Genomic DNA, 24,205 nt, shown 5'->3' on the forward strand with positions numbered 1-24,205 from the left:
CAGGCCTAGTGTCCCACCTCGATCGCCTTGCCGAGCCGGTCGAGCCCGAGCGTGTAGCAGAACAGCGCAAACAGCACCCAGATCACGCCGAAGCCCTTGAAGGTCGCCTGCCCGAAGGAGGAAAACGCCTCGAGTTCCGGCACGTGCCGGAAGAAGATCACAGAGAACAGGGCGCTGCCGAAGAAGAAGCTGGTCCGGCCAGCAACTGCACGAGATGTCCGAAGAAGACGCTGTGGAAGGGCGGGCGGACCGCGATCCAGCGACACCGCGTCCAGTAAGCGCAATGCAGCACGAGGGCGCCGGCAATGATGGCGACCTCCGTGGCCGGAGCGAGCTCCTGCACCCTGCCAAGCGCAGCCATCATCTGCCGGAAGAGCGGGAAGACGTTCCAGAACAGGAACGTCGCCGCGGCCGTCTGGAGAGCGAGAAGGCCGAGATGGACGGCAGTTTCCTGCGTCCTGGTCAGTGCCCTGAAGCAGTCCATGTCGAACTCTGCCGCCGTCGCGAGGGCAAGACAAGATGCCCGGAGCTGACGTGCGCCGCGCTCGATGCGGGCGGCGCGGCATCCGTCGAAGCGCCTGGCGCCTATGCCGTCACGAGCATCGGACGAACACGCTCGCCGCTTTTGCCTTTTCCGCAAGGTCGGCCGGATCGAGTTTCTCGACCGATGCCCCGGTCTCGTAGGCGACACGATTTGCCTCGAGGAAGCTCGCCGCGAGCGAAGACTTCACGGCGAAGTTCACGTTCTGCGGCAGGTCTCCGCTGGCCGCCATGACCCTGACCGCATTCAGCTTGGCCGAGACGATGCCAACCACAATCCCCGAATTGTCCAGCAGCGGTCCACCCGAATTGCCCGACTGGACCGGAGCGGAGATTTGCAGATAGCGGCTGTCATCCCTCAGCCCGGCCAGGGCGGTGACATTGCCGAGGGTGAAATTGCCCGTCGTCGCAAGCATCTCGCTGTGCGGGAAGCCGAATGCCGCCACGCCCTCGCCGAGCCTGACGCTGGCACGAAGGGCCAGGACCTTCTCGACGGGCCCGTCAACCTTGAGCACTGCGAGATCGTTGGCCGCGTCCCGGGCGAGTAGCTGGGCGGGCACAGCCAGTGCGCCGTCGGGGCGCACGGTGATCGTCGCGCAATTCTCCACGACATGGGCGTTCGTCAGGATGTGGCCGGTCCTGGAGACGAAGAACCCGGACCCGCTGGATCCGCTGCTCTTGGGAGGCTCGGCGCTGGCCGAAGGCGTCGCCGGCGGAGGCGGCGGGGATGCAGGCAGACTGGCCACCTCCGGCGCCTGATTTTCCCAGGGGTAGCGGCCTCGCTTCACCGAGGGAAACGGCGCGCCGGACATCGAGGCCCAGAGCGAGCCGGAAATGATGGTCACGAGCCGGCTTCCGTAGACAGGCGCATCGTCGGTCGACCATGACATGTCGAACCCGAGCAAGCCGCCTCCATCCGCGTGGTAGCGGACATAGCGGTTGTAGCGCCCCTGGTTCCCTGTGATGACGAAGAAATCGCCCTTCGCGACCCTGTAGTTGATCGAGTCTCCGCTCCCGACCATTTCCCGCAGCGTCGCTTCGTATGTCTCCAGGACGCTTGCCTCGGGATGGTAGAGGAACTTCAGCCGGAAGCGGTTCTGCGGCTCCTGGATGTCGACCCCACGCTCGAGCCGTCCGGCCGACAGGTTGAGACCCATCGGCAGCCAGAGCTGACGGCCGCGCGTCGGGTGCGGAAAACCGCGGAAGGCCCAGCCCTTCAGTGCCGGCGACCCCGAATCGACCAGTTGCCTGAAATCGGCTGCCGAGAGCATGCCTGTCGGCGCCAGGCCGCGCTCGCGCTGGAAGTCCTTCGTCGCCGCAAAGAGCCGGCGCGAATAGGAGACGTTGGGGACGGCCGGCCAATGCCCCGCGCTGGTCAGGAATAGCTGGAAAAGCAGGCGCGTATCGACATCGAGCGATGAGAAGACGCGCTGTGCCGCAGGGAAATATGGGTCTTGCTGCTGGGCGGTCGCTGGAGCCGACCAGACAACTGCCGCCAAAACGGCGGCACACATACGCAAACGCATTCTCACCCCAGCCTCGATCCCGCGAGGCTGCACGTTAGGCAGCCGCCCCGCCCTGTCAACGGTCGCCGAGCTTCGATATTAACGGGGAGAGCGCGTGAGGATGATGGTTGCGGGTGGGTTGGTGCGGACGGCGGGGATCGAACCCGCACAGCCTTTCGGGCCGAGAGATTTTAAGTCTCTTGCGTCTACCAGTTTCGCCACGTCCGCCTGCCGGCAGGGGTAGCTGGCAGCGCGCCCGCGTGCAAGCGGCAAGCGAGGTGCGAGTTCAGTGACGTCGCGCGGGCTTGTACCATTCGACGCCATCGGGATCGACGTAGAGGCCCGGTGCGACATCGGCGCCGATGCTCTTCTGCTCCATCGGCACGCGCACCGTGTCGTCTCGGTCGCCGCGCTTCACATAAGGGGCCGAACTCGTGGCTGCGGCATGACCGCGTCCGCCACCGCGCGCACTGGCCAGCCCTATCACGGCCGCACGGCCGGAAACCTTGTCCTGGAGTTCGGTGACCGGGCGGGCGGCAAAGGCCGTGCGCCCGCGCCCCTCGACCACTGGCAACGCCCGCAGGCTGGCGCCCGCGCCCGTGATCCGCACGCCGGAGAAGCGCGGCACATAGGTCGCCCCGCCCTTGCCGAAACTGTCCCACCCACCGGCCGAGACCAGTTGCGCGCCGCAGCGCTTGTGGCTGCGCTCGCACAGTGCCCGCGAGGCGTAGCGCGGCACCTTCTGCTCGAACTCGGCCCGGGCATTGCGATAGGCGAACTCGCATTGCTCCGGCGTCAATACCGCTGCGTCGACGCACTCGTCCCGACGCTCATAGACCGGCCCCGCGCCCTGGGCCGCGACCTCGGCAGGACCGGCGAAGGACAAGGCGGGTGCCAGGGTGGCGACGCGCAGGATGGCTGCAAAGGCCGATGCGGAGACGGTTATCATGCGCTGCACCATAGCCATGATTGTGGCGTCACAGCAGCGAACGGTGCGATGCGGCCAGTGCGCGCGTGGCGCCATAGTCGATCTTGCCGTTGCCGAGCACGGGGATAGCCCTGGCCACGAGGATTGCCCGCGGCACCCAGAGCTCCGGGAAGCCCTGCTGCTTGGCCGCAGCCTGCAAGGCGCTGCGGTCGGCGTCCGGTTTCTCGGTGACGAGCACGAGCTGCTCGCCCTTGCGCGCATCGGGCAGCGCCACGACGACGTGGTTCTGACCGGGCCAGAGGCCCGAGATCATCGATTCGACGGCCGCCAGCGAGATCATTTCGCCGCCGAGCTTGGCGAAGCGTTTGGCGCGGCCCTTGATGACCACGAACCCGTCATCGATCGCGACGATATCGCCGGTGTCATGCCAGCCATCTTCGGGCGGGACGATGCGGCCGGGCTGATCGGCGCTGAGATAGCCCAGCATCACATTGGGGCCGCGCACGCGCAGCTTGCCGCCGTCGGTGATGCCCTCGACAGGGTCGAGCTGCGCGTCGATACCCGGCAGCAGCCGTCCGACGCTGCCTTCCCGCGTCGCGAGCGGCGTGTTGCAGGCGAGCACCGGCGAGCATTCGGTGCAACCATAGCCCTCGAGGATCGTCGTGCCGTAGGGGTCCCACATCGACCGCGTCTCAGGCTTGACGCGCTCGGCCCCCGCCACGACGTAGCGCACGCTCTTGAGATCGTCGGGGTCGGCGGCACGCGCGTAACCCTGCAGGAACGTATCGGTGGCGAACAGGAAGGTCGCGCCGGTTTCGCCGATCAGTTTCGGGACCTGCTTGTAGTGCAGCGGGCTCGGGTAGAGCACGGCCTTCATGCCCTGGAGCAGCGGCATCAGCAGCCCGGCCGTGAGCCCGAAGGAATGGAAGGCCGGCAGCGGGTTCATCACGATGTCCCGCTCCGACAGGATGCCAGCCGCCAGCGCGAAGATCTGCCGGGCGTTCGAGACCAGATTGGCGTGGCTCAGGACGACACCCTTGGGCTTGCCCTCCGTGCCGGAGGTGAAGAGCACCACAGCCGGCTCGTCCGGGCCGGCCTCATGGCGGCGGTGCGCCAGCCCCGGCATCAGGCTCTGCAAAGCCGCGACGGCCTTGTCGAGGCTGGTGAGCTGCTTGCGAACGTCCTCGAGATAGATGACCCGCCTGCCCTCGCCGAGCGCGGCCAGCTCGTCGTCGAGCTTCGCCTGGTCGACGAAGCGGCGCGAAGTCACAATCACCTTCAGCTCGGCAAGCTCCGCCGCAGCCTTGAGGTTCTTGACCCCCGCGGTGAAGTTCAACAGGGCGGGCACCCGCCCGAAGGCAGTGAGCCCAAACAGCGTCACCGCCATGCCCTGCACATTGGGCAGCAGCAGCCCGACATATTCGCCGGGCCCCGTTTCGGCCGCAAGCTTGCGGCCCAGCGCGAGCGCGCCAAGGATCAGGTTGCCGAAGCTGAGCGGCTTTCGCTCAGGATCCTCGAGTGCGATGCGCGCCTTCCCATGCCGGGCGCTGGCCTGGATCAGGGCGCGAAACAGCGAGATGCGCGCTCCGGCTGCATTGAAGGTCGAAGCATCGAAGGCGGTGTCGGCCATATCTGGCTCGGCTCCCGGTTGGCGTTTCCCCTGCTCCAACCTAGAGCAGGATTCGAGCGGGAGCGAAGCGCTACTTCGACAGCGCGACGATTGCAAACATCCGACCCTGCGGAAGAAGCGGGAGCGGCGGGGCAGGACGTCCTGCCCCTCCGCCCCTCCCGGGGATCAGCCGCGCTTGGGGCTGTCGAGGCCGCGCTGGACGGCGGGCCGCGCGAGGCCGCGCTCCAGCCAGGCCGGAACGTGCTTCAGGCTCGCATAGTCCACGAGTTCGCCGGCATCGTAGAAGCCCACGAGATTGCGCACCCAGCCGAGCGAGGCGATGTCGGCGATGCCGTATTCGCTTCCCATGATCCAGTCACGGCCGGCGAGCCTCGTCTCCAGCACGCCGAGCAGGCGCTTGCTCTCGGCCGCGTAACGGTCGCGGGGGCGCTTGTCCTCGTAATCCTTGCCTGCGAAGCGATGGAAGAAGCCGAGCTGGCCGAACATCGGGCCGACCGCCGCCATCTGGAAGAAGACCCATTGCAGGGTCTCGTACCGCAGGGCGGGATCGGACGGAATCAGCCTGCCGGTCTTCTCGGCCAGGTAGACCAGGATCGCGCCGGATTCGAAGAGCGCCAGCGGCTTTCCGCCCGGGCCGTCCGGGTCGATGATCGCCGGGATCTTGCCATTGGGGTTCAGCGACAGGAATTCCGGCGTCCAGGTCTCGTCTTTTCCGATATCGATGAAATGCGGTTCATAGGCCAGCCCGAGCTCCTCGAGCGCGATCGAAACCTTGACGCCGTTGGGCGTCGGCAGGGAGTAGAGCTGGATCCTCTCGGGATGCTGGGCCGGCCAGCGCTTCGTGATCGGGAAAGCAGAAAGATCGGGCATAAGCAGACCTCGCTATGCAGCTGCGCCGCCGGCGGCAGCGCGGTCGACGGCAGATAGGCCCTCCGGCGCGCGGAACAACCCTGCGGACTTGCAAGGACCGGCATGCACAGAGCATTTCCATGCGAAGTGGCCGCCGGTTCGCATGGAAAAATGCGTCATACCAGGGCGATGGAGCGCTCCTGCGGTTCAAAGCCAAGCGGGAGCGCCCTTCGCGGGAGCCCGTGGCGCGCCCGCCTCTCTTGCCTGTGCATCTCAGGCTCCGGCATAGCGTATTCCACACTGGCGCACGCGCTCGCACCCTGCCGAAAGCTGTCCCGTGCCCCAAGCGCCATCACCTATTTCCCCGGCAGACGACGCCGCCGCGCAAGCCTCGCGGCGCCGCCTTCTGGCAGGGATCGCCTGCGGATTTGCCACGAGCCTTATTTGGGGTGTCCAGGCGGTCGTCTCGCGCCAGTCGGTCGCCGACGGGCTCACCGCCGCCGATGTGACGACATTGCGCTTCTGCGTCGCGGCGCTGCTCCTGCTGCCGATCGCTCTGAAGCGGATGCGCCCCTTCCCTGTCGGCCGGCTCGGCTGGCGGCGGGCTCTCATCCTGACGCTGCTCGCCGGCGCGCCCTACGCGCTCGTGCTGATCGGCGGAGCCGCCTTTGCGCCCGCGCTGCATGCCTCGGCGATCACGCCTGGGTTGATCCCGGTGCTCACGGCCGGCCTCGCCTATGCCCTTGCCGGCGAACGCCCCGGCGCGATGCGGATCGCAGGCCTGGCCATCGTGCTGCTGGGCATCGGTGCGTTCTCCTGGCAGGGTTTCGACGGCGCCGGACTTGGCGGTCAGGTCTGGATCGGCGACCTACTCTTCATGCTCAACGCGCTGATGTGGACGGTGTTCGGGCTCCTGGCGCGGCGCTGGCGCGCGGATGCCATCGACGTCACCATTGCGACCTGCCTGCTCTCGCTCCTGGTCCTGCCGGTCTTCATGCTGAGCATGCCGATGAACCTCGGCTCCGTGCCCTGGCCGGCGATAGCCCTGCAGGCCGTCTATCAGGGCGCGCTGGTCGGTGTCGGCGCGCTGTTCCTCTACACCCAGACGGTCGCGCTGCTGGGAGCCGGGCGCGCGACCCTTTTCCTGCCGCTCAATCCTGCGATCACCGTGCTCGCCGCCGCATTTCTGCTCGGCGAATTCCCGACCGGGCTGGAGATCGCCGGCATGGGCCTGGTGATCACCGGCATGACGATCGCCTTGCTCGCCCGCAGCGACCTGTGAGGCGCCTCAGCCCTTCTTGTCCTTGATCGGCTCGACATAGGTCAGCGCCATATCCCAGGGGAAATAGATCCAGGTGTCCTGGCTGACCTCGGTGACGAAGGTATCCACGGTCGGGACGCCGGCGGGCTTGGCATAGACGGTGGCGAAATGCGCATTCGGCAGCATCTCGCGCACCACGCGCGCGGTCTTGCCGGTATCGGTGAGATCGTCGACGACGAGCACACCCTTGCCGAGGCCATCTCCGACTGCCCTGATCGAGGGCGCGATGTCCTTCAGCACCTTCAGCTCGGACTGGTTCTTGTAGTCGTGGTAGCTCGCGACGCAGACGGTCTCGATCAGGCGCAGGCCCAGCTCGCGGCAGATGATCGCGGCCGGCACGAGCCCGCCGCGCGTGATGCAGACCATGGCCTCGAAGGGTCCTTTCTCCGCCAGCCGCCAAGCCAGTGCACGCGCATCGCGATGGAACTGGTCCCAGGATACGGGGAAGGCCTTGTTCGAGGAGGGCTCAGCCATTGCGGGACTCCGGCGCTAAGGATGGGGCGCACCCCGCGCCCGAGCCCTTCCGAAACCCTATCCCCGCCGCCATGACAAGAGCCGGGGCGCCCGCAAGCCCAAAAAAGGCTGCGACGACGCCCCGGATCGATGGCTCAGAACTCGGCCCAGGCCTCGGCGGTATTGCCAGCGCCAGCGGCCAGGCGCGGGCGCGAGCGTGACATCGGCACCGGCGCAGCGGCGCGCTTGAGCGCAGGCACCGCTGGCCGGACCTCCGCAGGAACCTTGGCTGCGAAGGTCGCGCCCGCCTGCAGCGTGAAGGCTGCGACCATCTCGCTCAGCTCCTCGGTGTCGCGCCGGAGGTCATTGGCAACCTTCGCGCTCTGGTCGGCCAGCAAGGCGTTCTGCTGGGTCATTTCATCCATATGCGCCACAGTGCGGGCCATCTCGTCGATGCCGTTGGCCTGCTCGGTCGTCGCCTCCGAGATCTCGCTGACGGTCGAGGCGACCTTCGAGGCAGCCGATACGATCTCGCGCAAGGTCGTACCCGCATCCTGGACCAACTGGACGCCGCTCTGGATCTGCTGCGTCGAGTTCGCGATCAGCGATTTCACGCCATTGGCGGATTCGCTGCAGCGCTTGGCCAGTGCCCGAACTTCCGAGGCGACCACGGCAAAGCCACGCCCGGCATCGCCGGCGCGGGCGGCCTCGACGGCCGCATTGAGCGCAAGAAGGTTGGTCTGGAAGGCGATCTCGTCGATCATCGCGATGATCTCGGAAATGCTGGCAGAGGCCTTCTCGATGCGCCCCATGGCGCCGACCGCCTCGGTGACGATCTCGCCGCCGCGCGCAGCGACCTTGCTTGCCTCGTGACCGAGTTCGACTGCGGCGCGCGAATTGCCGGCGCTGTGCTTGACGGACGCGGCCAGCTCTTCAGTCGTCGCAGCCGTCTGCTGCAGGCTTGCGGCATTGGATTCAGTGCGCTCGGCCAGTTGCGCGCTGTCGGACGAGATCTTCAGCGAGGCGCTGTCGATGCGCTCGGAGATCTCGCGCACGGAACCGACCACCGCTGCCATGGTGTCGATGAGGTCGTTGACGCCGGCGCAGAGCTCGGCGATCTCGCCCGTCTTGCCGTCCAGCGAGATCCGTCCGGTCAGGTCGCGGTTCTTCGCCTTGGCGATCACGTCGCGGGTTTCGCGCACCGCGGCCTCGAGTTGCTGGCCCTTGAAGCTTGCCGTGATGTCCGTCGCGAACTTCACGACCTTGTAGGGCTTGCCCTTCGCATCGAGGATCGGATTGTAGCTGGCCTGGATCCAGACCTCCTTGCCGCCCTTGCCGATGCGGCGATACTGCGCGGCATCGTATTCGCCGCGTGCGAGCCGTTCCCAGAACTGCCTGTAGGCCGCGCTTTCGCGTTCGGCGGAATCGACAAACATGCTGTGGTGGCGCCCGACGATCTCGCTCAGCGCATATCCGAGAACCGCCAGGAAATTCTCGTTCGCGGTCAGAACCTTGCCGGTCAGGTCGAACTCGATCACGGCCTGCGCCTTGTTGATCGCCTGCTGCTGGCCTTCGAGATCGGCCAGATGGTTCTTCAGCTCGGTGATGTCCGTGGCGAGCTTGATTACGCCGAGAGGCTTGCCGCCGCGGCCCAGGACCGGGTTGTAGCTAGCCTGGATCCAGACCTCCTTGCCGCCCTTGCCGACGCGCAGGAACTGACCGCGCGAGAATTCGCCGCGGCCGAGGTCGGCCCAGAACTGCTTGTAGGCCGGCGCGCCACGCTCCTCCGGCGAAACGAACATGCTGTGGTGCTGGCCTTTGATCTCCGCCAGCGTGTAGCCGAGCGTCATCAGGAAATTCTCGTTGGCGGTCAGCACGTTGCCGTCCAGGTCAAACTCGATCACCGCCTGCGATCGGCTGAGGGCCTCGAACTGGCCCTCGACATGGGACTTCGAAAATAGGTTCGACAGACGCGACATATGGCTCCCCCTCGGTATCCCTTCCGCGGACCGGACGGTCTGCTGGAAAGCCGCCGCCGAGATCCGGCGGCAGCACCCGCCAGGCAGCACGATCGGGCGCAACCTTGGGTTGCTAAATAGTCACCTATATAAGTTAACGGAATCCGTCGGACTAGACCATCAAGCCTATGCAAATTGCAATATATTTGCGAGTAACCGCCTTACCAAGCGTCATCGTGCCGAAATTTTCAGGATATCAGCCGCGCTCGCTCGCGCTTGAGCATTGACGTCACGTCAGCGAACGCAACCTCCAGTTTGTCCGGATCGCGCGAGCGTACGACGACGTTGGTGTCGGGGCCCGCATCCGAATAGAACGGGTAGGAGCCGATCGAGACATCGGGATGCGCTTTCGCGACCTCGCCGAGTGCCGTACCGATGTCGCCTTCGCGCAACCCGGCCTGCACGGTCTGCGAGAGCATCCTGACTCCCGTCTTCAGCGTGGGCGCCACGACATCGAGCATGGCCTGCATGATCGACGGCACGCCGGCCATGACGTGGACATTGCCGATCCGGAAGCCGGGAGCCTTCGAGACAGAGTTCGCGATCAGGTCGGCGCCGGCGGGGATCCGGGCCATGCGCATGCGGGCTTCGTTGAGTTGGTCCGGCGGGAAACGTTCGAGCAGCATGTCCACGGCGCGCTGGTCATGGTCGATCGTCACGCCGAATGCAGCGGCGACCGCATCGGCGGTGATGTCGTCATGCGTCGGGCCGATGCCGCCCGTGGTGAAGATGTAGGTATAGCGCGCGCGCAATGCGTTCAGCGCCGAGACGATCTCCTCGGTCACGTCGGGTACGACGCGGACCTCACGCAGGTCGATGCCGATATTGGTCAAGTATTCGGCGATGTAGCCGATATTCTTGTCCTTGGTCCGTCCAGAGAGGATCTCGTCGCCGATCACCAGGATCGCAGCCGTGACCGGCGGTTGGGAGAGCGCTTCACTGCTGGTCATGATCAGGTCCTCGCGCGCCACGCACGGCAAGGATTGCGATCGTCCGCTAGCGCAGACCAACAGCTAAGGCGTCGCGACGGCGTGCTCAAGCAGCGCGACGAACGCAGCCGCTATGCGGCGGCCGGCCTCAGGCCTGCTTGCGCTCGAACACCAGGTTCAGCCGAGTCTGCGCCAGCAGCGTGTAGCCACTCTTGCGCAGGAGATCGAGCAGATCGATCTGCCAGCGCTCGCGCGAATCCTCGATCACGATCAGGCTGGGCCACAACGCCTCGGGCGCATCGCGCAGGAAGGGCTCGAGGATCAGGTCCTCCGCTCCCTCGACATCGAGCTTGATCGCATCGAGCCGCTCATAACCCTCGCTCTGGACGAGCGCGAGCAGCGTCGTTGCCGGCACCCTGACAGTGCTGCCGGTGCTGGAGCGCAGGATCCGCACGCTCGATTCGCCGCGATTGGCGGGATCGAGGAACAGGGTGAGTTCGCCAGGCTTGTCGGCCAGTGCACAGGCGATCGCCTTGACCGTGCCGAACGGGTTCTGGGCAATATTGAAGGCCAGCCGCGCGAACACCTCCGGCTGGGGCTCGACGGCCAGGATGCGCGCACTCGGCCCGGCCTTCGCCGCGACGAACAGCGAGTAGGCACCGATATTCGCGCCGATATCGATGAAGCGGAAGCCCTCGCGCAGATGCGCGGCGAGCAGGTCGCGTTCCACCGGATCGAAATATTGCGGCGTGAACAGCACCCGCTTCTCGCAGACATTGCCGTCGGGATAGAGCCGCATCCTCGCCCCGAGCGATTCGATATCGACCGGCTTGCCCTTCAGCGAGCGCAGGCCGAGCCGGCGCAGGGCATAGGCGATCTTGCGCCCGAAAAAGCTGTCGGGGGCGCCGCGTGTCCAGGCGATGATCCTGGCGAGCGAGCTTTGCGGGGCAAAGGCGCCAAAGGGCCTGTCTTCCGCCGGGTTCTGTTCAGTGATGGCCATTTCGCCAGCCTGATACACGCCATGAGCTCGCAACGCCAGTCGCCAAGCTCGCGAACTGCGTCGCGGGTCTAGAGCGCGGACGTCAGCAGCGCCATCGCGGTTGCTGCAAAGATGCGCATATTCTCCTGCCTGTCGACCGATCCTGTCTCGATCGTTTTCGTCAGCTCGACCGGTCCCGATATCGCGAAGCACGAATGCCCGGCCGCATCGCCATACCGATTTCCCGAAGGACCGGCGGCGCCCGTCTCCGCCAGTCCCCAGCTCGCACCGAAGCGTTCCCGCAGCCGCCGCGCCAGCAGCAGGGCATAGGGCTCGCTCGCACCACGCAGCCCGGCCATGTCGTCGGCCGTGATGCCGAGCAGCGCCTCGCGTGCCTGCGCGGTGTAGACAACCGCGCCGCCCAGGAAGAAGGCGGAGGCGCCCGGCTGCGCCAGCAGCGACGCCGAGATCAATCCTCCTCCCGAGGATTCAGCGATGGCGACGGTTTCGCCACGTGCCCGCAGGCGTTCCCCCAGAAGTCCCGCTGGCACCAACAATCCCTGCATGGCGGTTCGAATCTTCCTGATTTCCGGTCAAAAAGGGCGGTCACGGGCATGAGCCGGCCGCATTCGGCTTGCACCATACGACAAACGCAATAGATATGAACCTTACGAGGAGCGGCTGCACCACCATGACAATCGACGAAACGCTGGGACGGGCGCGCACGCGCGAGCCGGTCATCAAGCTGCACGGCGCCGAGGCTTTCGCCGCCATGCGCAAGGCCGGCCGCCTGGTGGCCGAGGGTCTCGACATGCTGGGCGACTACGTCAAGCCCGGCGTCACAACGCAGCGCCTCGATGACCTCGCCTTCCAGTTCGCGATGGACAACGGCGCCTATCCGGCGACGCTGAACTATCGCGGCTATACCAAGTCGACCTGCATCTCGATCAATCATGTCGTCTGCCACGGCATCCCGGACGACAAGCCCTTGCGTGAGGGCGACATCATCAACATCGACTACACGCTGATCGTCGACAGCTGGCATGGCGATTCCAGCCGGATGTATGGCGTCGGCGAGATCCCCCGCAAGGCCGAGCGCCTCATCGAGATCACCTATGAATGCCTGCTGCGCGGCATCAAGGCCGTGCGGCCCGGCGCGACCACGGGCGATATCGGCTTCGCCATCCAGCGCTATGCCGAGGGCGAGCGCTGCTCCGTGGTTCGCGACTTCTGCGGCCATGGCCTGGGCCAGGTCTTCCACGACGCGCCCAATATCCTGCACTATGGCAGCCCCGGCGAAGGCCCCGAGCTGAAGCCCGGCATGCTGTTCACAATCGAGCCGATGATCAATCTCGGCAAGCCCGGCGTGAAGGTGCTCTCCGACGGCTGGACCGCCGTGACGCGAGACCGTTCGCTCTCGGCGCAGTTCGAGCACACCGTCGGCGTCACCGACACCGGCTGCGAGATCTTCACGCTCTCGCCTGCCGGGCGGGACAATCCGCTCGCCGCACGATGAGCAGGGGGCGCGACCAGGGAGATTTCCTTGTCGCGCCAGCCGAACCCGTCGCCGCCTCCGATGACGGCGATCCTGCGCTCGCGGTGCCGCCTCCGCATTTTCTCGGCCACCGCGAGCGTCTGCGTCATCGTTTTCTCGCGGCAGGCGACATCGCACTGCGCGATGACGAACTGCTCGAACTGCTGCTGTTCCGCTCGATTCCCAGACGCGACACCAAAGCTCTCGCCAAGACGCTGATCAAACGCTTCGGCTCCTTTGCGGAGGTCCTCGGCGCGCCCCTGCACCTGTTGAAGGAGATCAAGGGCGTCGGCGAGAGCGTCGCGACCGACCTGAAGATCGTCGAGGCCTCGCTGCGGCGCATGACCCGGGGCTCCGTGCTCAAGCGCGAGGTGCTGTCGTCATGGTCCGCCGTGCTGGACTATTGCCGCACGACCATCGCCTTCGGCGAGCGCGAGGAGTTCCACATCCTGTTCCTCGACAAGAAGAACGCCGTGATAACCGCGGAGAAGCAGCAGACCGGCACGGTCGACCACACCCCGGCCTATCCGCGCGAGGTCGTTCGCCGCGCGCTCGAACTTTCGGCCTCGGCACTGATCCTTGTCCACAATCATCCCTCGGGAGACCCTACTCCCTCGGACGCCGATGTGAGCATGACTCGCCAAATCGTTGATATCGCGAAACCATTGGGCATCGCGGTGCATGATCACGTCGTGATCGGCCGGCACGGGCACAAAAGCCTCAAGGGGCTTGGATTGATCTGAACTAGTCCGTTTGGCAGTCGCCTAACGATTAGGCAGCTTAGCCAAAGAGCGTGGCAGGAGCCCCCTTTCCGAACGCTCGCGATTAGGCATAGGCTACCCGAAATGGGGAAAACGCCTGCAATGGTCGCGTTCGATGAAATGCTGGGGGGTGGCTCTGATCTGAGACCGGCTTATGCCGAGCTCGATCGATGGCTGAAGGAGGCTCCGCCTGAGATGCTGGCGTTGCGGCGCAGCCAGGCCGAGCTCTTCTTCCGCCGGATCGGCATCACCTTCGCCGTCTATGGCGACGAGGAATCGACGGAACGTCTGATTCCCTTCGACATCATTCCCCGGGTCCTGACCAAGCCGGAATGGACAAAGCTGGAGAAGGGCCTGCGCCAGCGCGTCACCGCGCTGAACATGTTCCTGGCGGACGTCTACGGCCCCAAGGAATGCCTCAAGGCCGGCATCATCCCGCCCGACCTCGTCTATCGCAACGCCTGCTACCAGCTCGAGATGGTCGATTTCCAGGTGCCGCACGGCATCTATTGCCATATCGCGGGCATCGACGTGGTCCGTGTCGATGCCGACACCTTCTATGTGCTGGAAGACAATGCCCGCACCCCGTCTGGCGTCTCCTACATGATGGAGAACCGCGAGGTGATGCTGCGGCTCTTCCCCGAGCTGTTCGCCACGCATCGCGTCGCACCCGTGGACAACTACCCCGATCAGTTGCTGGCGACTTTGCGCTCGGTCGCGCCGCGCAGCGCGCCCAGCGATCCCTCGATCTGCCTGCTGACGCCCGGCCAGTTCAATTCGGCCTTCTACGAGCACTCGTTCCTGGCCGACAAGCTGGGCGTCGAACTCGTCGAGGGGTCGGACCTGCTGGTCAAGGACGACATCGTCTACATGCGGACGACGCAGGGTCCCAAGCGCGTCGACGTGATCTACCGCCGGATCGATGACGAGTTCATCGACCCGCTCGTCTTCCGCGGGGATTCGGTCCTGGGCGTGCCCGGGCTGATCGGCGCCTACAAGGCCGGCAACGTCACGCTCGCCAATGCCGTGGGAACCGGCGTCGCCGACGACAAGGCTGTCTACAGCTACATGCCGGAGATCGTGAAATTCTTCACCGGCGAGGAGCCGATCCTGAAGAACGTCCCGACCTGGCGCTGCCGGGAGCCCGAGCACAACGCCTATGTGCTCGACAACCTGGAGAAGCTCGTCGTCAAGGAGGTCAACGGCTCCGGCGGCTACGGCATGCTAGTGGGCCCCCATGCCAACAAGGCGCAGATCGAGACCTTCCGCCGCAAGCTCAAGGCCCAGCCCGAGGGCTTCATCGCGCAGCCGACGCTGGCGCTCTCGACCTGCCCGACTTTCGTGGCCTCGGGCGTAGCGCCCCGCCATGTCGATCTGCGCCCCTATGTGCTGAGCGGTGCGAACGGCATTTCCTGCGTGCCGGGCGGTCTCACCCGCGTCGCCCTCAAGGAAGGCTCGCTTGTGGTGAACTCCAGCCAGGGCGGCGGCACCAAGGACACCTGGGTGCTGGATGCGTGATCTCTCAGGCAGTTCCGGTTCCACCCAACTTCAGGGCTCTCCAGCAGCCTCCGACCCGTCCCGCCTCGTCGCGAAAAGGCCCGATCTGACCATGCTCTCGCGCACTGCCGACAGCCTCTACTGGGTCTCCCGCTATGTCGAGCGGGCCGAGTACCTCGCCCGCATCCTCGACGCGACGATGCGGCTGACCAACCTGCCCTCCTCCTATGGCGGCGCCGGTACCGAATGGCAGAGCGCGGTCTCCACGGCCGGCTGCGACGAGACCTTCGCCAAGACCTATGGCGAGGCGAACGAGCGCAATGTCTGCGATTTCCTGAGCTTCAACCCGGACAACCCCTCCTCGATCCGCAACTGCTTCGCGCTCGCCCGCTCGAATGCGCGCGCGGTGCGCACCGCGCTGACCTCGGAGATGTGGGATGCGCTGAACGGCGCCTGGCTCGAATTGCAGCGTTTCGAGAAGAAGCGCATGGATCGCGAGGAATTCGCTCGCTTTCTCGACTGGGTGAAGAACGTGTCGCTGGTCTTCGACGGCTCGGCCTACCGCACCATGCTGCGCGACGACGGCTACTGGTTCTCGCGGCTCGGTGTCTACATCGAGCGCGCCGACAACACGGCCCGCATCCTGGACGTGAAGTACCATGTGCTCCTGCCGGCCAACGAGCAGGTCGGCGGCTCGCTCGACTACTTCCAGTGGACCACCGTGTTGCGCGAGGTCTCGGCGCTGACAGCGTATCACTGGGTCTATCGCGAGGCCGTGAAGCCCCTGCTGATCGCGGACTTGCTGATCCTGAACCGCCGCATGCCGCGCTCGCTGGCCGCCTGCTACGAGAACATATCGCGCTTTCTCGATCTGCTCGGCGACGCTTATGGCCGACAGGGCCCCGCGCAGCGACAGGCCCGCAGGACGCTCGCCAACCTCTCGAACACGCGCATCGACGATGTCTTCCAGCATGGCCTGCACGAGTTCATCTCGGACTTCATCACCGAGAACAACCGGCTCGGCGGGACGATCATCGAGCAGTATCTGCAATGAACCGGCCCTGCGGGCTCGCTTCGAGCCCGGCGGACCGCTAAACACAGCCGATACGCCCTGCGCCTGAAAGCCTGAGATCGTCATGCGGATCCGGATCGCCCACTCGATCGCCTACGCCTATGCCGAGCCTGCCCGGCACATCACGCAGATCCTGCGGCTGACGCCCCGTGACCATGACGGCCAGCACGTCATGTCGTGGCGCATCGAGCCCACGGTCGACGGACGCATGCGCGTCGGCCAGGACCCCTACGGCAACATCACCCATACCTTCTCGCTCGACGGCCCGGTGCCCAACATCGCCATCCAGGTCAGCGGGCTGATAGAGACCAACGATCTCGCCGGCGTCGTGCATGGCGGCGTCGAGCGCGTTCCGCCCGAGGTCTTTCGCCGCGACACCCTGCTGACCACGCCCGACGATGCCATGCGCGCTTACGCGCACGACGTGACAACGGGCGCGGGAACGCCGCTTTCCTCGCTTCATGCGCTGATGAACACGCTGCATGAGGACTTGACCTGTCTGGAGACAGCCGACCGTACCGGCATCGGCGCGGCGGCGGCTTTTGCCGCCCGCGCCGGCATCGCCCAGGACGTCGCACATGTCTTCATGACCTGTGCCCGCCAGCTCGGCCATCCCGCCCGCTATGTTTCAGGCTATGTCGCGCAGAGCGACCAGTTGCCCCACCACAACGGTGCGCACGCCTGGGCCGAGGTTTTTCTGGACGAGTATGGCTGGATCGGCTTCGACTGCGCCAACGGCCTGTGCCCGATCGACACCCATGTCCGCATCGCGGCAGGGCTGGACTATTATGAGGCGGCACCCGTGCGCGGCGCGCGCAAGGGCGGCAGCGACGAGCATCTCGCCGTCCGCGTCAGCGCGGTTGCCGCGGGCGAGCGCCAGACCAACCAGTAGCCGGCCCACTTTTGGGTACGGCCCGACGATGCAAGGACTGACCCATTGACCTATTGCGCCGGAATCCTTGTGCAGGATGGTCTCGTTATGATCGCCGACACCCGCACCAATGCGGGGCTCGATGACGTCTCCACCTTTCGCAAGCTCCACGTCTTTTCCTGGCCCGGAGACCGGACCTTCGGGTTGATGACGGCCGGCAACCTGTCCGTCACCCAGTCGGTCATCAGTATGCTCCATGAGGGGCTTCCCAACGCTGAAACCGGCGCGATGGACACGCTGCTCAATGCGCCGTCGATGTTTCGCGCGGCCCAACTCGTCGGGCGCGCTATTCGGACCGTACGCGATCTCGATGGCACGGCGCTGAAGGAGGCCGGCGTCAAGTTCGACATCTCGATCCTGTTCGGCGGGCAGATCAAGGGCCAGCCGATGCGCCTGTTCATGATTTATGGCGCCGGGAACTTCATCGAATGCGGCATGGACGCGCCCTTCCTCCAGATCGGCGAGCACAAATACGGCAAGCCCATCCTTGACCGCGCCGTGACCTACAACACGCATCTCTACGACGCACTCAAGGTCGGCCTGATCTCGATGGATTCGACGATGCGCTCGAATCTCGGCGTCGGCCTGCCGATCGACCTCATCGTGATGCGCCGCGACGCCGACGCGCCCGAGCTCAACCGCCGGATCGACGCGGGCGAGCCGTATTTCCACGACCTGAGGGAGCGCTGGTCGGCCGCGCTACGGGCCGCGCATACCGCGATTCCGCGTCCACCCTACGAACCGGGCATCTGAGATTTCCGCAGGTGTCGCAGGATTTGGCAACGGGATGTCAAGGTTCGCCGCGCATCCTGTAGCTCGTGATGCCTTTGGGACCATTAATGCGCGCGCCTGCTTTGGCGAAGTTAACCAACGCTGACTCATCGGCGCGGATGCTGAGGAGCACCGTGACGACGCTTGGCTGCGCCTTTCTGCTGGTCCTTGCGGCGGCCGCGGCCGTCGTGCTCTCGATCACCAACGAAGCGAATCTGATCGAGGCCATCCGCCAGCGCGACCGGATAGAAGCGGCGATCGACAGCCAGACCAGGTTGCGACGTCTGCGGCTCGACAACATGAACGGGACCGGCGAGTTGCAGCTCGCACTCACCGCGCCCAACCCCGTTGAAGCCCTCCAGTCCGCATTCACGCGGCTGGCCAGCAGGTTCCTCGAATTCGACGGCGCCTACATCGTGACCAGCGCCGGTCGCGTCCTTGCCGGGGTCGAGTCCGGGGCCACAGCTGGCCAGACCGGCTATGAGGGACTTAAGCACTTCAACAGCAGGCTTCCCGGCGCATCCGATGCGCCCGCCCCAGCCACCGGTACGGCCGCCGCGACCAGCATGCTTGTCCACGATGGCCATGAGGCGATCGCCATGCTCGTGGTCGATCTCGACGCCTCGGCAGCACCCGTCGTCGCCCGTGTCCTGGGTCCTCTGAAGCTCGTCGGGTACCGGCGCCTCACCAGCTCGATGCTCGCGGACGTGGCCAATCGCTACCGTGTCTCCGAAATGCACCTGACCAGCAAGGCGCCGAGCGACGTCAATTCCCGCCGCGAGGTCCGTGCGCCCGACGGCTCCGTCATGGCCTGGCTGAGCTGGACGCCCGATCGACCGGGCGACGCGGTGCTTCACCAGTTCATCTGGGGTCTCGCCGCCGTCGGCCTGCTCTTCGCCGCAATCTTTGCCCTGGTGGTCTACCGCCTGCGCATCGCCGCCCAGGAGATTGCCACGAGAGAGCGCCAGATCCAGCGCCTCGCAGGGCAGGACGAACTCTCGCTCCTGCCCAACCGTCGGACCTTCGACCTGCGCCTCGACCAGGAACTGGCCCAGCTCGACCGCACGGGCGCCGCGTTGGCCGTCCTGATGCTCGACCTCGATCGCTTCAAGGCGGTCAACGACACCTACGGCCACACAGCCGGCGACGAACTGATCCGCCAGGTTGCCGAGCGCCTTTCGGGCATGATGCGCCTCGGCGACACCGTTGCGCGGCTCGGCGGCGACGAATTCGGCATCATCCAGACCCATATCAGCGATCCCACGGGCTGCGTCCGGCTGTGCGAACGCATCCTGCAGGCGCTGAGCAAGCCGTTCAGCATCTTCGGCGTCGAAACGACCGTCGGCTGCTCGATCGGCATCGCGCTTGCGCCCACCGACGGCATGGATCGCGTGAGCCTGATGAAGCTCGCCGATACCGCGCTGTACCAATCGAAGAACGAGGGTCGCAATCGCTACTCGTTCTTCGAGGCGCACATGAACCGGTCCCTACAGCTCAAGCGCATGGTGGAGGAGGACCTGCGCAACGCGATCCTCAACGACCAGCTTCAGCTGCACTACCAGCCCCAGGTCTCCATCGACGGCTCGACCATCATCGGTGTCGAGGCGCTCGTGCGCTGGCCGCACCCCGTCCACGGTATGGTGCCACCCTCCGAGTTCATCGGCATCGCCGAGGAGCGCGGATTGATCGTGCCGCTCAGCGAATGGGTTCTGCGGCGTGCCTGCACCGAGGCCAAGCGCTGGGAGGGCATCCGCCTCTCGGTCAATGTCTCGCCGATCCAGTTCCGGCACACCGACTTCGTGGCCAATGTCCTGCGCATCCTCGAGGAAACCGGTTACGACCCCTCGCAACTCGAACTCGAGCTCACCGAGGGCGTCGTCGTCGAGGACGCGGACGCGGCCGAAGCGGCGATGATGGACCTTCGCGGCCATGGCATCGGGCTGGCGCTCGACGATTTCGGAACGGGCTATTCCAGCCTGATCTATCTGCGACGATTCGCCTTCGACAAGATCAAGATCGACAGGTCGTTTCTCGAATACATGGAGACCACGGGCGAGTCCGCGATCCTGGTCCATTCGATCGCCCATCTCGGCCGCGCTCTGGGCCTGCGTGTCTGCGCCGAAGGCGTCGAGACGGCAGAGCAGCATCGCTTCCTGCAGGCGATCGGCTGCCACGAATTGCAGGGCTTCCTGTTCTCGAAGGCAGTCCCCGCCGACGAACTCGATCGGCTGCTGCAGCTCGACGCGCCCTTCGCCGCGATCCTTGCCGCGGCCTGAACCGCTGCGTCAGAACAATTCCGAGAGACCGCTGAAGATCGCGTAGGCGAACCCAGCGCTCAGGATCAGCCCACCTGCCCCGACGACAGCGCCGGCGATGATGAACAGGCCGTCTCGCTCGACCAGCCCTAACCCTACCAGACAGACGGCGATGCCAAGCGGGATCTGCCCGATGAACGGCGCAGCGACGACGAGGCCGAGCGCCAGCGCCAGGATCAGGACGCCCAGAAGCGGTATCGCCCAGGCGCCCCCGAGCCCCGTCAGCCGCGGGCGGGACACCCGCTCCAGGCGGATCAGTACAGGCAGCGCGCGCGAGACGGCGCGGCTCAGTTCGGGTTTGCCGATACTCTTGCTCAACAGGGCGCGGGGCAGCCAGGGAACCGCTCGGCCGGCCAGCATCTGCAATCCGACGAAGCCGAGCACGAAGCCGCAGACCAGCGGGATCGGTGGCGGCATCGGCAGGCAATTGGGCAGGCCGAGAAGAACGACGAGCAGCGCATAGGCCCGGTCTTCCAGCGCCGTCATGATCGCACCGACGCTGACGCGCTCTCCGGGCAATTCGACCAGCGCCGTCAGAAGTCCGGAGGTGCGAAGAGGAGATGACAAGCGGATAGGCCAGCGCCGGGACGGGATTGCGGCCTAGCATGGGGCGATAGGCCCCAACAAGCGCCCCAGACGCAACCCGCCGGCGCGACCGATGACAGCGTCCCGCGGGCCAGCTTCAGTGCAGCGTCAGCACACCGTTGACATTGGTGATCTCGGCCGGCCGGATCAGGCGCGAATGCGCGACCGTGATCGAATGCAGCGGCCCCTCCAGTTCGCGCCGCCAGAAGGCGAGAAAATCATGAAGGACCGGGAAGCGCGGCGCCAGATCATATTGCTGCCAGATATAGGTCTGCAGCAATTTCGGATGGTCGGGCATGCGGTACAGGATCGTCGCCGTCGTCAGGCCATATCCCGCAAGTTGACGGGTGAATTCCTCCGAAATCATTGCCACCTCCCCTACGTCATGACGCGATGAAAGCTGAAACGAGTACCTTAGGCTGCTCCGCGTTGGTTAACAAAGGCTTGCAAGCCTCCTGCCAAGCTGCTGCAATCAGAACCGGGGGTTCGCGGGTCGTTGACCGGCGACGAGAGCGCGGGAGCGTTCGTGGCGTTTCGTGGCGTGGCACAAGGGTTGACCCGTCTCGCTGGCTTCGCCAGCCTTCTGTTGTCGCAGCCGGCCTGGGCCGAGGAAGACAAGCCGGAGCGCAAGTCTATCGCAATGGTGCTGTTCGGCTCGCTCGAAGCAGGCCCCGCGAAGACCTTCGCATCGGTCGGCATGAAGCGGGCCTTCGGCACGGCTGGGCTCGACACCAGCGGCTTTCGCGCGCTCATCAACCTCGGAGCCTCGCGCGAGCAGGCCAACCGCAACCCTCCGCATGGCACTGCCTACAAGACCGAAGCGCAGACGCTGATCGGCTACGAGTGGCGCCTCGGCGACACCTTTATAGCCCTCTATGCCGGCACCGACTATCAGAGCGAGCAGCGCCCATGCGCCTGCGGGGTGGTGACAACCACCCGCTTCGGCCAGCGTATACAGGCCGACCTGTGGTCCACGCCGATGCCAGGCATGATGCTGCAGGCCAGCGCCTATGCCTCGACGCTGGACCGGCGCCTCTGGGGCCGGATCGCGCCGGGTTGGCTCGTGCCGCAGGGATTCCAGGCGCAGCCGCTTTTCATGGGCCCGGAACTCGAGGGCTACAGCGAGCGCAGCTATGGCAAGCTGCGCCTCGGGCTGCACCTCTCCGGCTTGCACCTGCTCGGGCTGACCTGGCGGCTCGCCGGAGGGTGGCAGCGCACCAGCGACCGGCCCTCGGACGCCTACGCGACCGTCGGGCTGTACTGGCGCCGCTGACTGGTCATCTCAGCCGACCAGCGCCTTCAGCGCTTCCGGCGTATCGATGTCGAGCGCGATCGCGGGATCGTCGAAGGGCACCTCGATCACGGCGTCGCCGGCATCGTCGAGCAGCCGCCTCGCACCCTGATCGCCTGTGAGCGTCGCGACAGCCGGGAAGGCCGCGCGCGCCAGCAGCACCGGGTTGCCGCGCTGCCCGAACAGGGTCGGAACCACCGCCAGCGCCTCGCCGCGCTCGGCGAAAACCTGGGCCAGCCTGTCGATGACCCCGGGGGTGACATTGGGCATGTCGCCCAGCGAAACCACTACGCCCGGTGTCTCCGGCGGCAACGCCGCGAGCCCCGTCTTCACCGAACCGGCAAGCCCCAGGGCGAAGGCGGGATTATGCACGATCCGGACATCGAGCCCGCTCAGCGCCGCCGCGACCTCGCCCTGCTGGTGCCCTGTCACCACGACCACCGGAGCCGCGCAGGAGGCAAGCTGCGCCTCGACGGCGTGACGCACCATCGGCTTGCCGCGAACGATCTGCAGCAGCTTGTTGGCCTCACCCATGCGGGTCGAGCGCCCGGCCGCCAGCACAAGCCCGGCCACAGGAGCTGCCTTGGCGTGGCCCGGCGCACGCGGCTGCGGACGAGAGATGATCTCCATCAGCAAGCCGCCGACACCCATGGCCTGGATATCGGCGCGCCTGACCGGAATGCCCGCCAACTGGCGTTGCAGGACCCAGTCGAATCCGTTCTCCTTAGGCGAGCGCGCACAGCCCGGCGCTCCGATTACCGGCTTGCCGGCAAGCTCGCCGATCAACAGCAGGTTGCCGGGATCGACGGGCATGCCGAGGTGCTCGATGCGCCCGCCTGCCGCGAGCAGCGCCTGCGGAATGACGTCACGTCGGTCGGTGATCGCCGATGCGCCGAAGACGACGATGATCTCCACTGGGCTTGCCGCGATCGCGGCGATTGCCGTGCTGAGCGGGCCGGCGTCGTGCGTAACCCGGACCTCCTCGGACAGCGTTGCACCGGACGGCGCCAAGCGCTCTTCCATCACGCGCAGGGTCTTGTCGACGACCGAGGGCTTCAAGCCCGGTAGCAACGTCGAGATGACACCGATACGCGCCGGCCGATAGGCTGCGACTGCGACCGGCCGGACGCCGCCCAGCGCCGCCAGCGCCTCGTCGACCAGCGCCTGCGGCAGACCGTAGGGGATGATCTTCACGGTCGCGATCATCTCGCCGGCGACCACGGCCTTCATAGCCGGCAGTGTGGCGATGGTGATGGCCTCGTCGACCCGGTTCATGACGTCGAGCGCCGCGGTATCGAGCGTGAGGACGCCGGCAGCCTCAGCGAAGAGATTGACCCGCCCCGTGAAGGGCGCCTCGATCACGACGCCCGCGCCGGCCATCGCCTCGGCAAGACGCGTCGCGGCGGCGTTCTCGCCGATGTCGCCGGTCTCGAGCCGCACCGCCACGAGTTCGGTCACCCCGGCCCCCGCCAGCCTTGTCGCATCCTCCGGCGTGATGGTCGCGCCCTTGCGGATGATGATGTCGCCGGCGCGCACGCTATGGGCCGCGATGCAGCCGGCGGCCTCGGAGATGGCGACGGGACCAAATTTCATGGGGTCAACTCAGGCCGCAGCGCGGCGCGGTCCGCGCAAGGTGCTGACGATCTCTGCCAGGATCGAGAGCGCGATCTCGGCCGGAGACACCGCCCCGATATCGAGCCCGATCGGTGCATGGATGCGCGCGGTCATTGCTGCATCGAAGCCGGCGTCCGAGAGGCGCTCGATACGGCGGCCATGCGTCTTCCGACTGCCGAGCGCACCGATATAGAAGCAGTCCGAGCGCAGCGCCGCCTCCAGTCCGGGATCGTCGATCTTGGGATCATGCGTCAGCGCCACGAAGGCGGTGTAGGCATCGAGCGGCACGTCCGCCAGCGCCTCGTCGGGCCACTGCGCGAGCAGGTTCACGTCGGGAAAGCGTTCTGGAGTCGCAAACGCCGAACGAGGGTCGATGATCACGACATCGAGGTCGAGTTGCTTCGCCATCGGCGCCAGCGCCTGCGAGATATGAACCGCGCCGGTCACGACGATACGTGGAGGCGGCGCCTGAACGGTAAGGAAATACTGGGCTCCCCCGACCTCCACCATGGCGCTCTTGGCCATGCGCAGCTGCTTGTCGAGCACCTCGCCCAGCGGGTCGGCGACGATGTCGGCAGCCTTGACCAGCCGCTGCTCGCCGCTGGCGATGGCGGTCACCAGCACGGTCGCGCGTCGCGCGGCACGCTCGGTATTGAGGGCAGCGAGGGTTTCGAGCTTCACC

The 24,205-nt window shown here is 66.1% G+C and carries 24 protein-coding genes and 1 tRNA gene; 9 read left to right on the top strand and 16 right to left on the bottom strand.

Going from position 1 to position 24,205, the window contains the following annotated elements:
• Positions 1–5: 5 nt before the first annotated feature.
• From AC1D2L_RS19640 to AC1D2L_RS19670, 7 genes are all read right to left on the bottom strand, one after another.
• On the bottom strand, positions 6–161 hold the full coding sequence (locus tag AC1D2L_RS19640; RefSeq protein WP_476847583.1) for a hypothetical protein: 156 nt from the start codon (positions 159–161) through the stop codon (positions 6–8).
• The gene (locus AC1D2L_RS19645; protein ID WP_476847584.1) at positions 158–484 is read right to left on the bottom strand and encodes a hypothetical protein; all 327 of its coding nucleotides are present in this window, start codon (positions 482–484) and stop codon (positions 158–160) included. The genes AC1D2L_RS19640 and AC1D2L_RS19645 overlap by 4 nt, the downstream gene beginning before the upstream one ends.
• Before the next feature lie 109 nt (positions 485–593).
• Positions 594–2,066 carry a S1C family serine protease gene (locus AC1D2L_RS19650; protein ID WP_476847585.1) on the bottom strand — a complete coding sequence of 491 codons (1,473 nt, stop codon included), beginning with the start codon at positions 2,064–2,066 and terminating at the stop codon, positions 594–596.
• 119 nt (positions 2,067–2,185) lie between these two features.
• Positions 2,186–2,273, bottom strand: a tRNA-Leu gene (locus AC1D2L_RS19655).
• Positions 2,274–2,331: 58 nt separating this feature from the next.
• On the bottom strand, positions 2,332–3,012 hold the full coding sequence (locus AC1D2L_RS19660) for a DUF1190 domain-containing protein (RefSeq protein WP_476847586.1): 681 nt from the start codon (positions 3,010–3,012) through the stop codon (positions 2,332–2,334).
• Positions 3,013–3,022: 10 nt separating this feature from the next.
• Positions 3,023–4,603, bottom strand: coding sequence for an AMP-binding protein (locus AC1D2L_RS19665; RefSeq protein WP_476847587.1), 1,581 nt, complete (start codon positions 4,601–4,603; stop codon positions 3,023–3,025).
• Between the two features lie 165 nt (positions 4,604–4,768).
• On the bottom strand, positions 4,769–5,473 hold the full coding sequence (locus tag AC1D2L_RS19670; RefSeq protein WP_476847588.1) for a glutathione S-transferase N-terminal domain-containing protein: 705 nt from the start codon (positions 5,471–5,473) through the stop codon (positions 4,769–4,771).
• Positions 5,474–5,789: 316 nt separating this feature from the next.
• Here AC1D2L_RS19670 and AC1D2L_RS19675 point away from each other — a divergent pair, with 316 nt between their 5' ends.
• Positions 5,790–6,734: a DMT family transporter gene (locus tag AC1D2L_RS19675; RefSeq protein WP_476847589.1), complete on the top strand. Its 945-nt coding sequence runs from the start codon at positions 5,790–5,792 to the stop codon at positions 6,732–6,734.
• Between the two features lie 6 nt (positions 6,735–6,740).
• On the opposite strand, the gene gpt is transcribed toward AC1D2L_RS19675, so the two are convergent.
• From gpt to AC1D2L_RS19700, 5 genes are all read right to left on the bottom strand, one after another.
• Entirely contained in the window at positions 6,741–7,247 is a 507-nt protein-coding gene (gene gpt / locus AC1D2L_RS19680; RefSeq protein ID WP_476847590.1) for a xanthine phosphoribosyltransferase, read from the bottom strand.
• A gap of 134 nt (positions 7,248–7,381) precedes the next feature.
• Entirely contained in the window at positions 7,382–9,205 is a 1,824-nt protein-coding gene (locus AC1D2L_RS19685) for a methyl-accepting chemotaxis protein (RefSeq protein WP_476847591.1), read from the bottom strand.
• 227 nt (positions 9,206–9,432) lie between these two features.
• Positions 9,433–10,194 carry a competence/damage-inducible protein A gene (locus AC1D2L_RS19690; protein ID WP_476847592.1) on the bottom strand — a complete coding sequence of 254 codons (762 nt, stop codon included), beginning with the start codon at positions 10,192–10,194 and terminating at the stop codon, positions 9,433–9,435.
• A gap of 127 nt (positions 10,195–10,321) precedes the next feature.
• A complete protein-coding gene (locus AC1D2L_RS19695) occupies positions 10,322–11,173 on the bottom strand; it encodes an FkbM family methyltransferase (protein ID WP_476847593.1) in 852 nt (283 codons plus the stop codon).
• A gap of 68 nt (positions 11,174–11,241) precedes the next feature.
• Positions 11,242–11,718 (bottom strand): CinA family protein, encoded by a 477-nt coding sequence (locus tag AC1D2L_RS19700; protein ID WP_476847594.1) that lies wholly within the window; start codon positions 11,716–11,718, stop codon positions 11,242–11,244.
• 125 nt (positions 11,719–11,843) lie between these two features.
• On the opposite strand from AC1D2L_RS19700, the gene map reads away from it, so the two are divergent.
• The 7 genes from map to AC1D2L_RS19735 all read left to right on the top strand — a co-directional run bounded on the left by map (position 11,844) and on the right by AC1D2L_RS19735 (position 19,994).
• Positions 11,844–12,668: a type I methionyl aminopeptidase gene (map, locus tag AC1D2L_RS19705; protein ID WP_476847595.1), complete on the top strand. Its 825-nt coding sequence runs from the start codon at positions 11,844–11,846 to the stop codon at positions 12,666–12,668.
• Entirely contained in the window at positions 12,665–13,429 is a 765-nt protein-coding gene (radC, locus tag AC1D2L_RS19710) for a RadC family protein (RefSeq protein WP_476847596.1), read from the top strand. Before map ends, radC begins: the two co-directional genes overlap by 4 nt.
• 120 nt (positions 13,430–13,549) lie before the next feature.
• Positions 13,550–14,965, top strand: coding sequence for a circularly permuted type 2 ATP-grasp protein (locus tag AC1D2L_RS19715; RefSeq protein WP_476847597.1), 1,416 nt, complete (start codon positions 13,550–13,552; stop codon positions 14,963–14,965).
• Between the two features lie 91 nt (positions 14,966–15,056).
• The gene (locus tag AC1D2L_RS19720; protein ID WP_476847680.1) at positions 15,057–15,998 is read left to right on the top strand and encodes an alpha-E domain-containing protein; all 942 of its coding nucleotides are present in this window, start codon (positions 15,057–15,059) and stop codon (positions 15,996–15,998) included.
• 82 nt (positions 15,999–16,080) lie between these two features.
• Complete coding sequence (locus tag AC1D2L_RS19725) at positions 16,081–16,908, top strand: transglutaminase family protein (RefSeq protein WP_476847598.1); 828 nt, start codon at positions 16,081–16,083, stop codon at positions 16,906–16,908.
• 45 nt (positions 16,909–16,953) lie between these two features.
• Positions 16,954–17,700 (top strand): proteasome-type protease, encoded by a 747-nt coding sequence (locus AC1D2L_RS19730; RefSeq protein WP_476847599.1) that lies wholly within the window; start codon positions 16,954–16,956, stop codon positions 17,698–17,700.
• Positions 17,701–17,852: 152 nt separating this feature from the next.
• Complete coding sequence (locus AC1D2L_RS19735; RefSeq protein WP_476847600.1) at positions 17,853–19,994, top strand: putative bifunctional diguanylate cyclase/phosphodiesterase; 2,142 nt, start codon at positions 17,853–17,855, stop codon at positions 19,992–19,994.
• A 9-nt stretch (positions 19,995–20,003) separates the two neighbouring features.
• Here AC1D2L_RS19735 and AC1D2L_RS19740 read toward each other — a convergent pair whose 3' ends face one another.
• Together AC1D2L_RS19740 and AC1D2L_RS19745 are read right to left on the bottom strand one after the other, a co-directional pair.
• Positions 20,004–20,600 carry an exopolysaccharide biosynthesis protein gene (locus tag AC1D2L_RS19740; protein WP_476847601.1) on the bottom strand — a complete coding sequence of 199 codons (597 nt, stop codon included), beginning with the start codon at positions 20,598–20,600 and terminating at the stop codon, positions 20,004–20,006.
• 115 nt (positions 20,601–20,715) lie between these two features.
• Positions 20,716–20,985, bottom strand: coding sequence for an usg protein (locus AC1D2L_RS19745; protein ID WP_476847602.1), 270 nt, complete (start codon positions 20,983–20,985; stop codon positions 20,716–20,718).
• Between the two features lie 159 nt (positions 20,986–21,144).
• On the opposite strand from AC1D2L_RS19745, the gene bcsS reads away from it, so the two are divergent.
• Positions 21,145–21,891 carry a cellulose biosynthesis protein BcsS gene (bcsS, locus tag AC1D2L_RS19750; protein ID WP_476847603.1) on the top strand — a complete coding sequence of 249 codons (747 nt, stop codon included), beginning with the start codon at positions 21,145–21,147 and terminating at the stop codon, positions 21,889–21,891.
• A gap of 9 nt (positions 21,892–21,900) precedes the next feature.
• On the opposite strand, the gene AC1D2L_RS19755 is transcribed toward bcsS, so the two are convergent.
• Positions 21,901–23,502: an NTP transferase domain-containing protein gene (locus tag AC1D2L_RS19755; protein ID WP_476847604.1), complete on the bottom strand. Its 1,602-nt coding sequence runs from the start codon at positions 23,500–23,502 to the stop codon at positions 21,901–21,903.
• Positions 23,503–23,511: 9 nt separating this feature from the next.
• The gene (locus tag AC1D2L_RS19760; protein WP_476847605.1) at positions 23,512–24,204 is read right to left on the bottom strand and encodes an XdhC family protein; all 693 of its coding nucleotides are present in this window, start codon (positions 24,202–24,204) and stop codon (positions 23,512–23,514) included.
• Position 24,205: the final 1 nt, after the last annotated feature.

Source organism: Allobosea sp. P1_B10 (genome assembly GCF_056406735.1).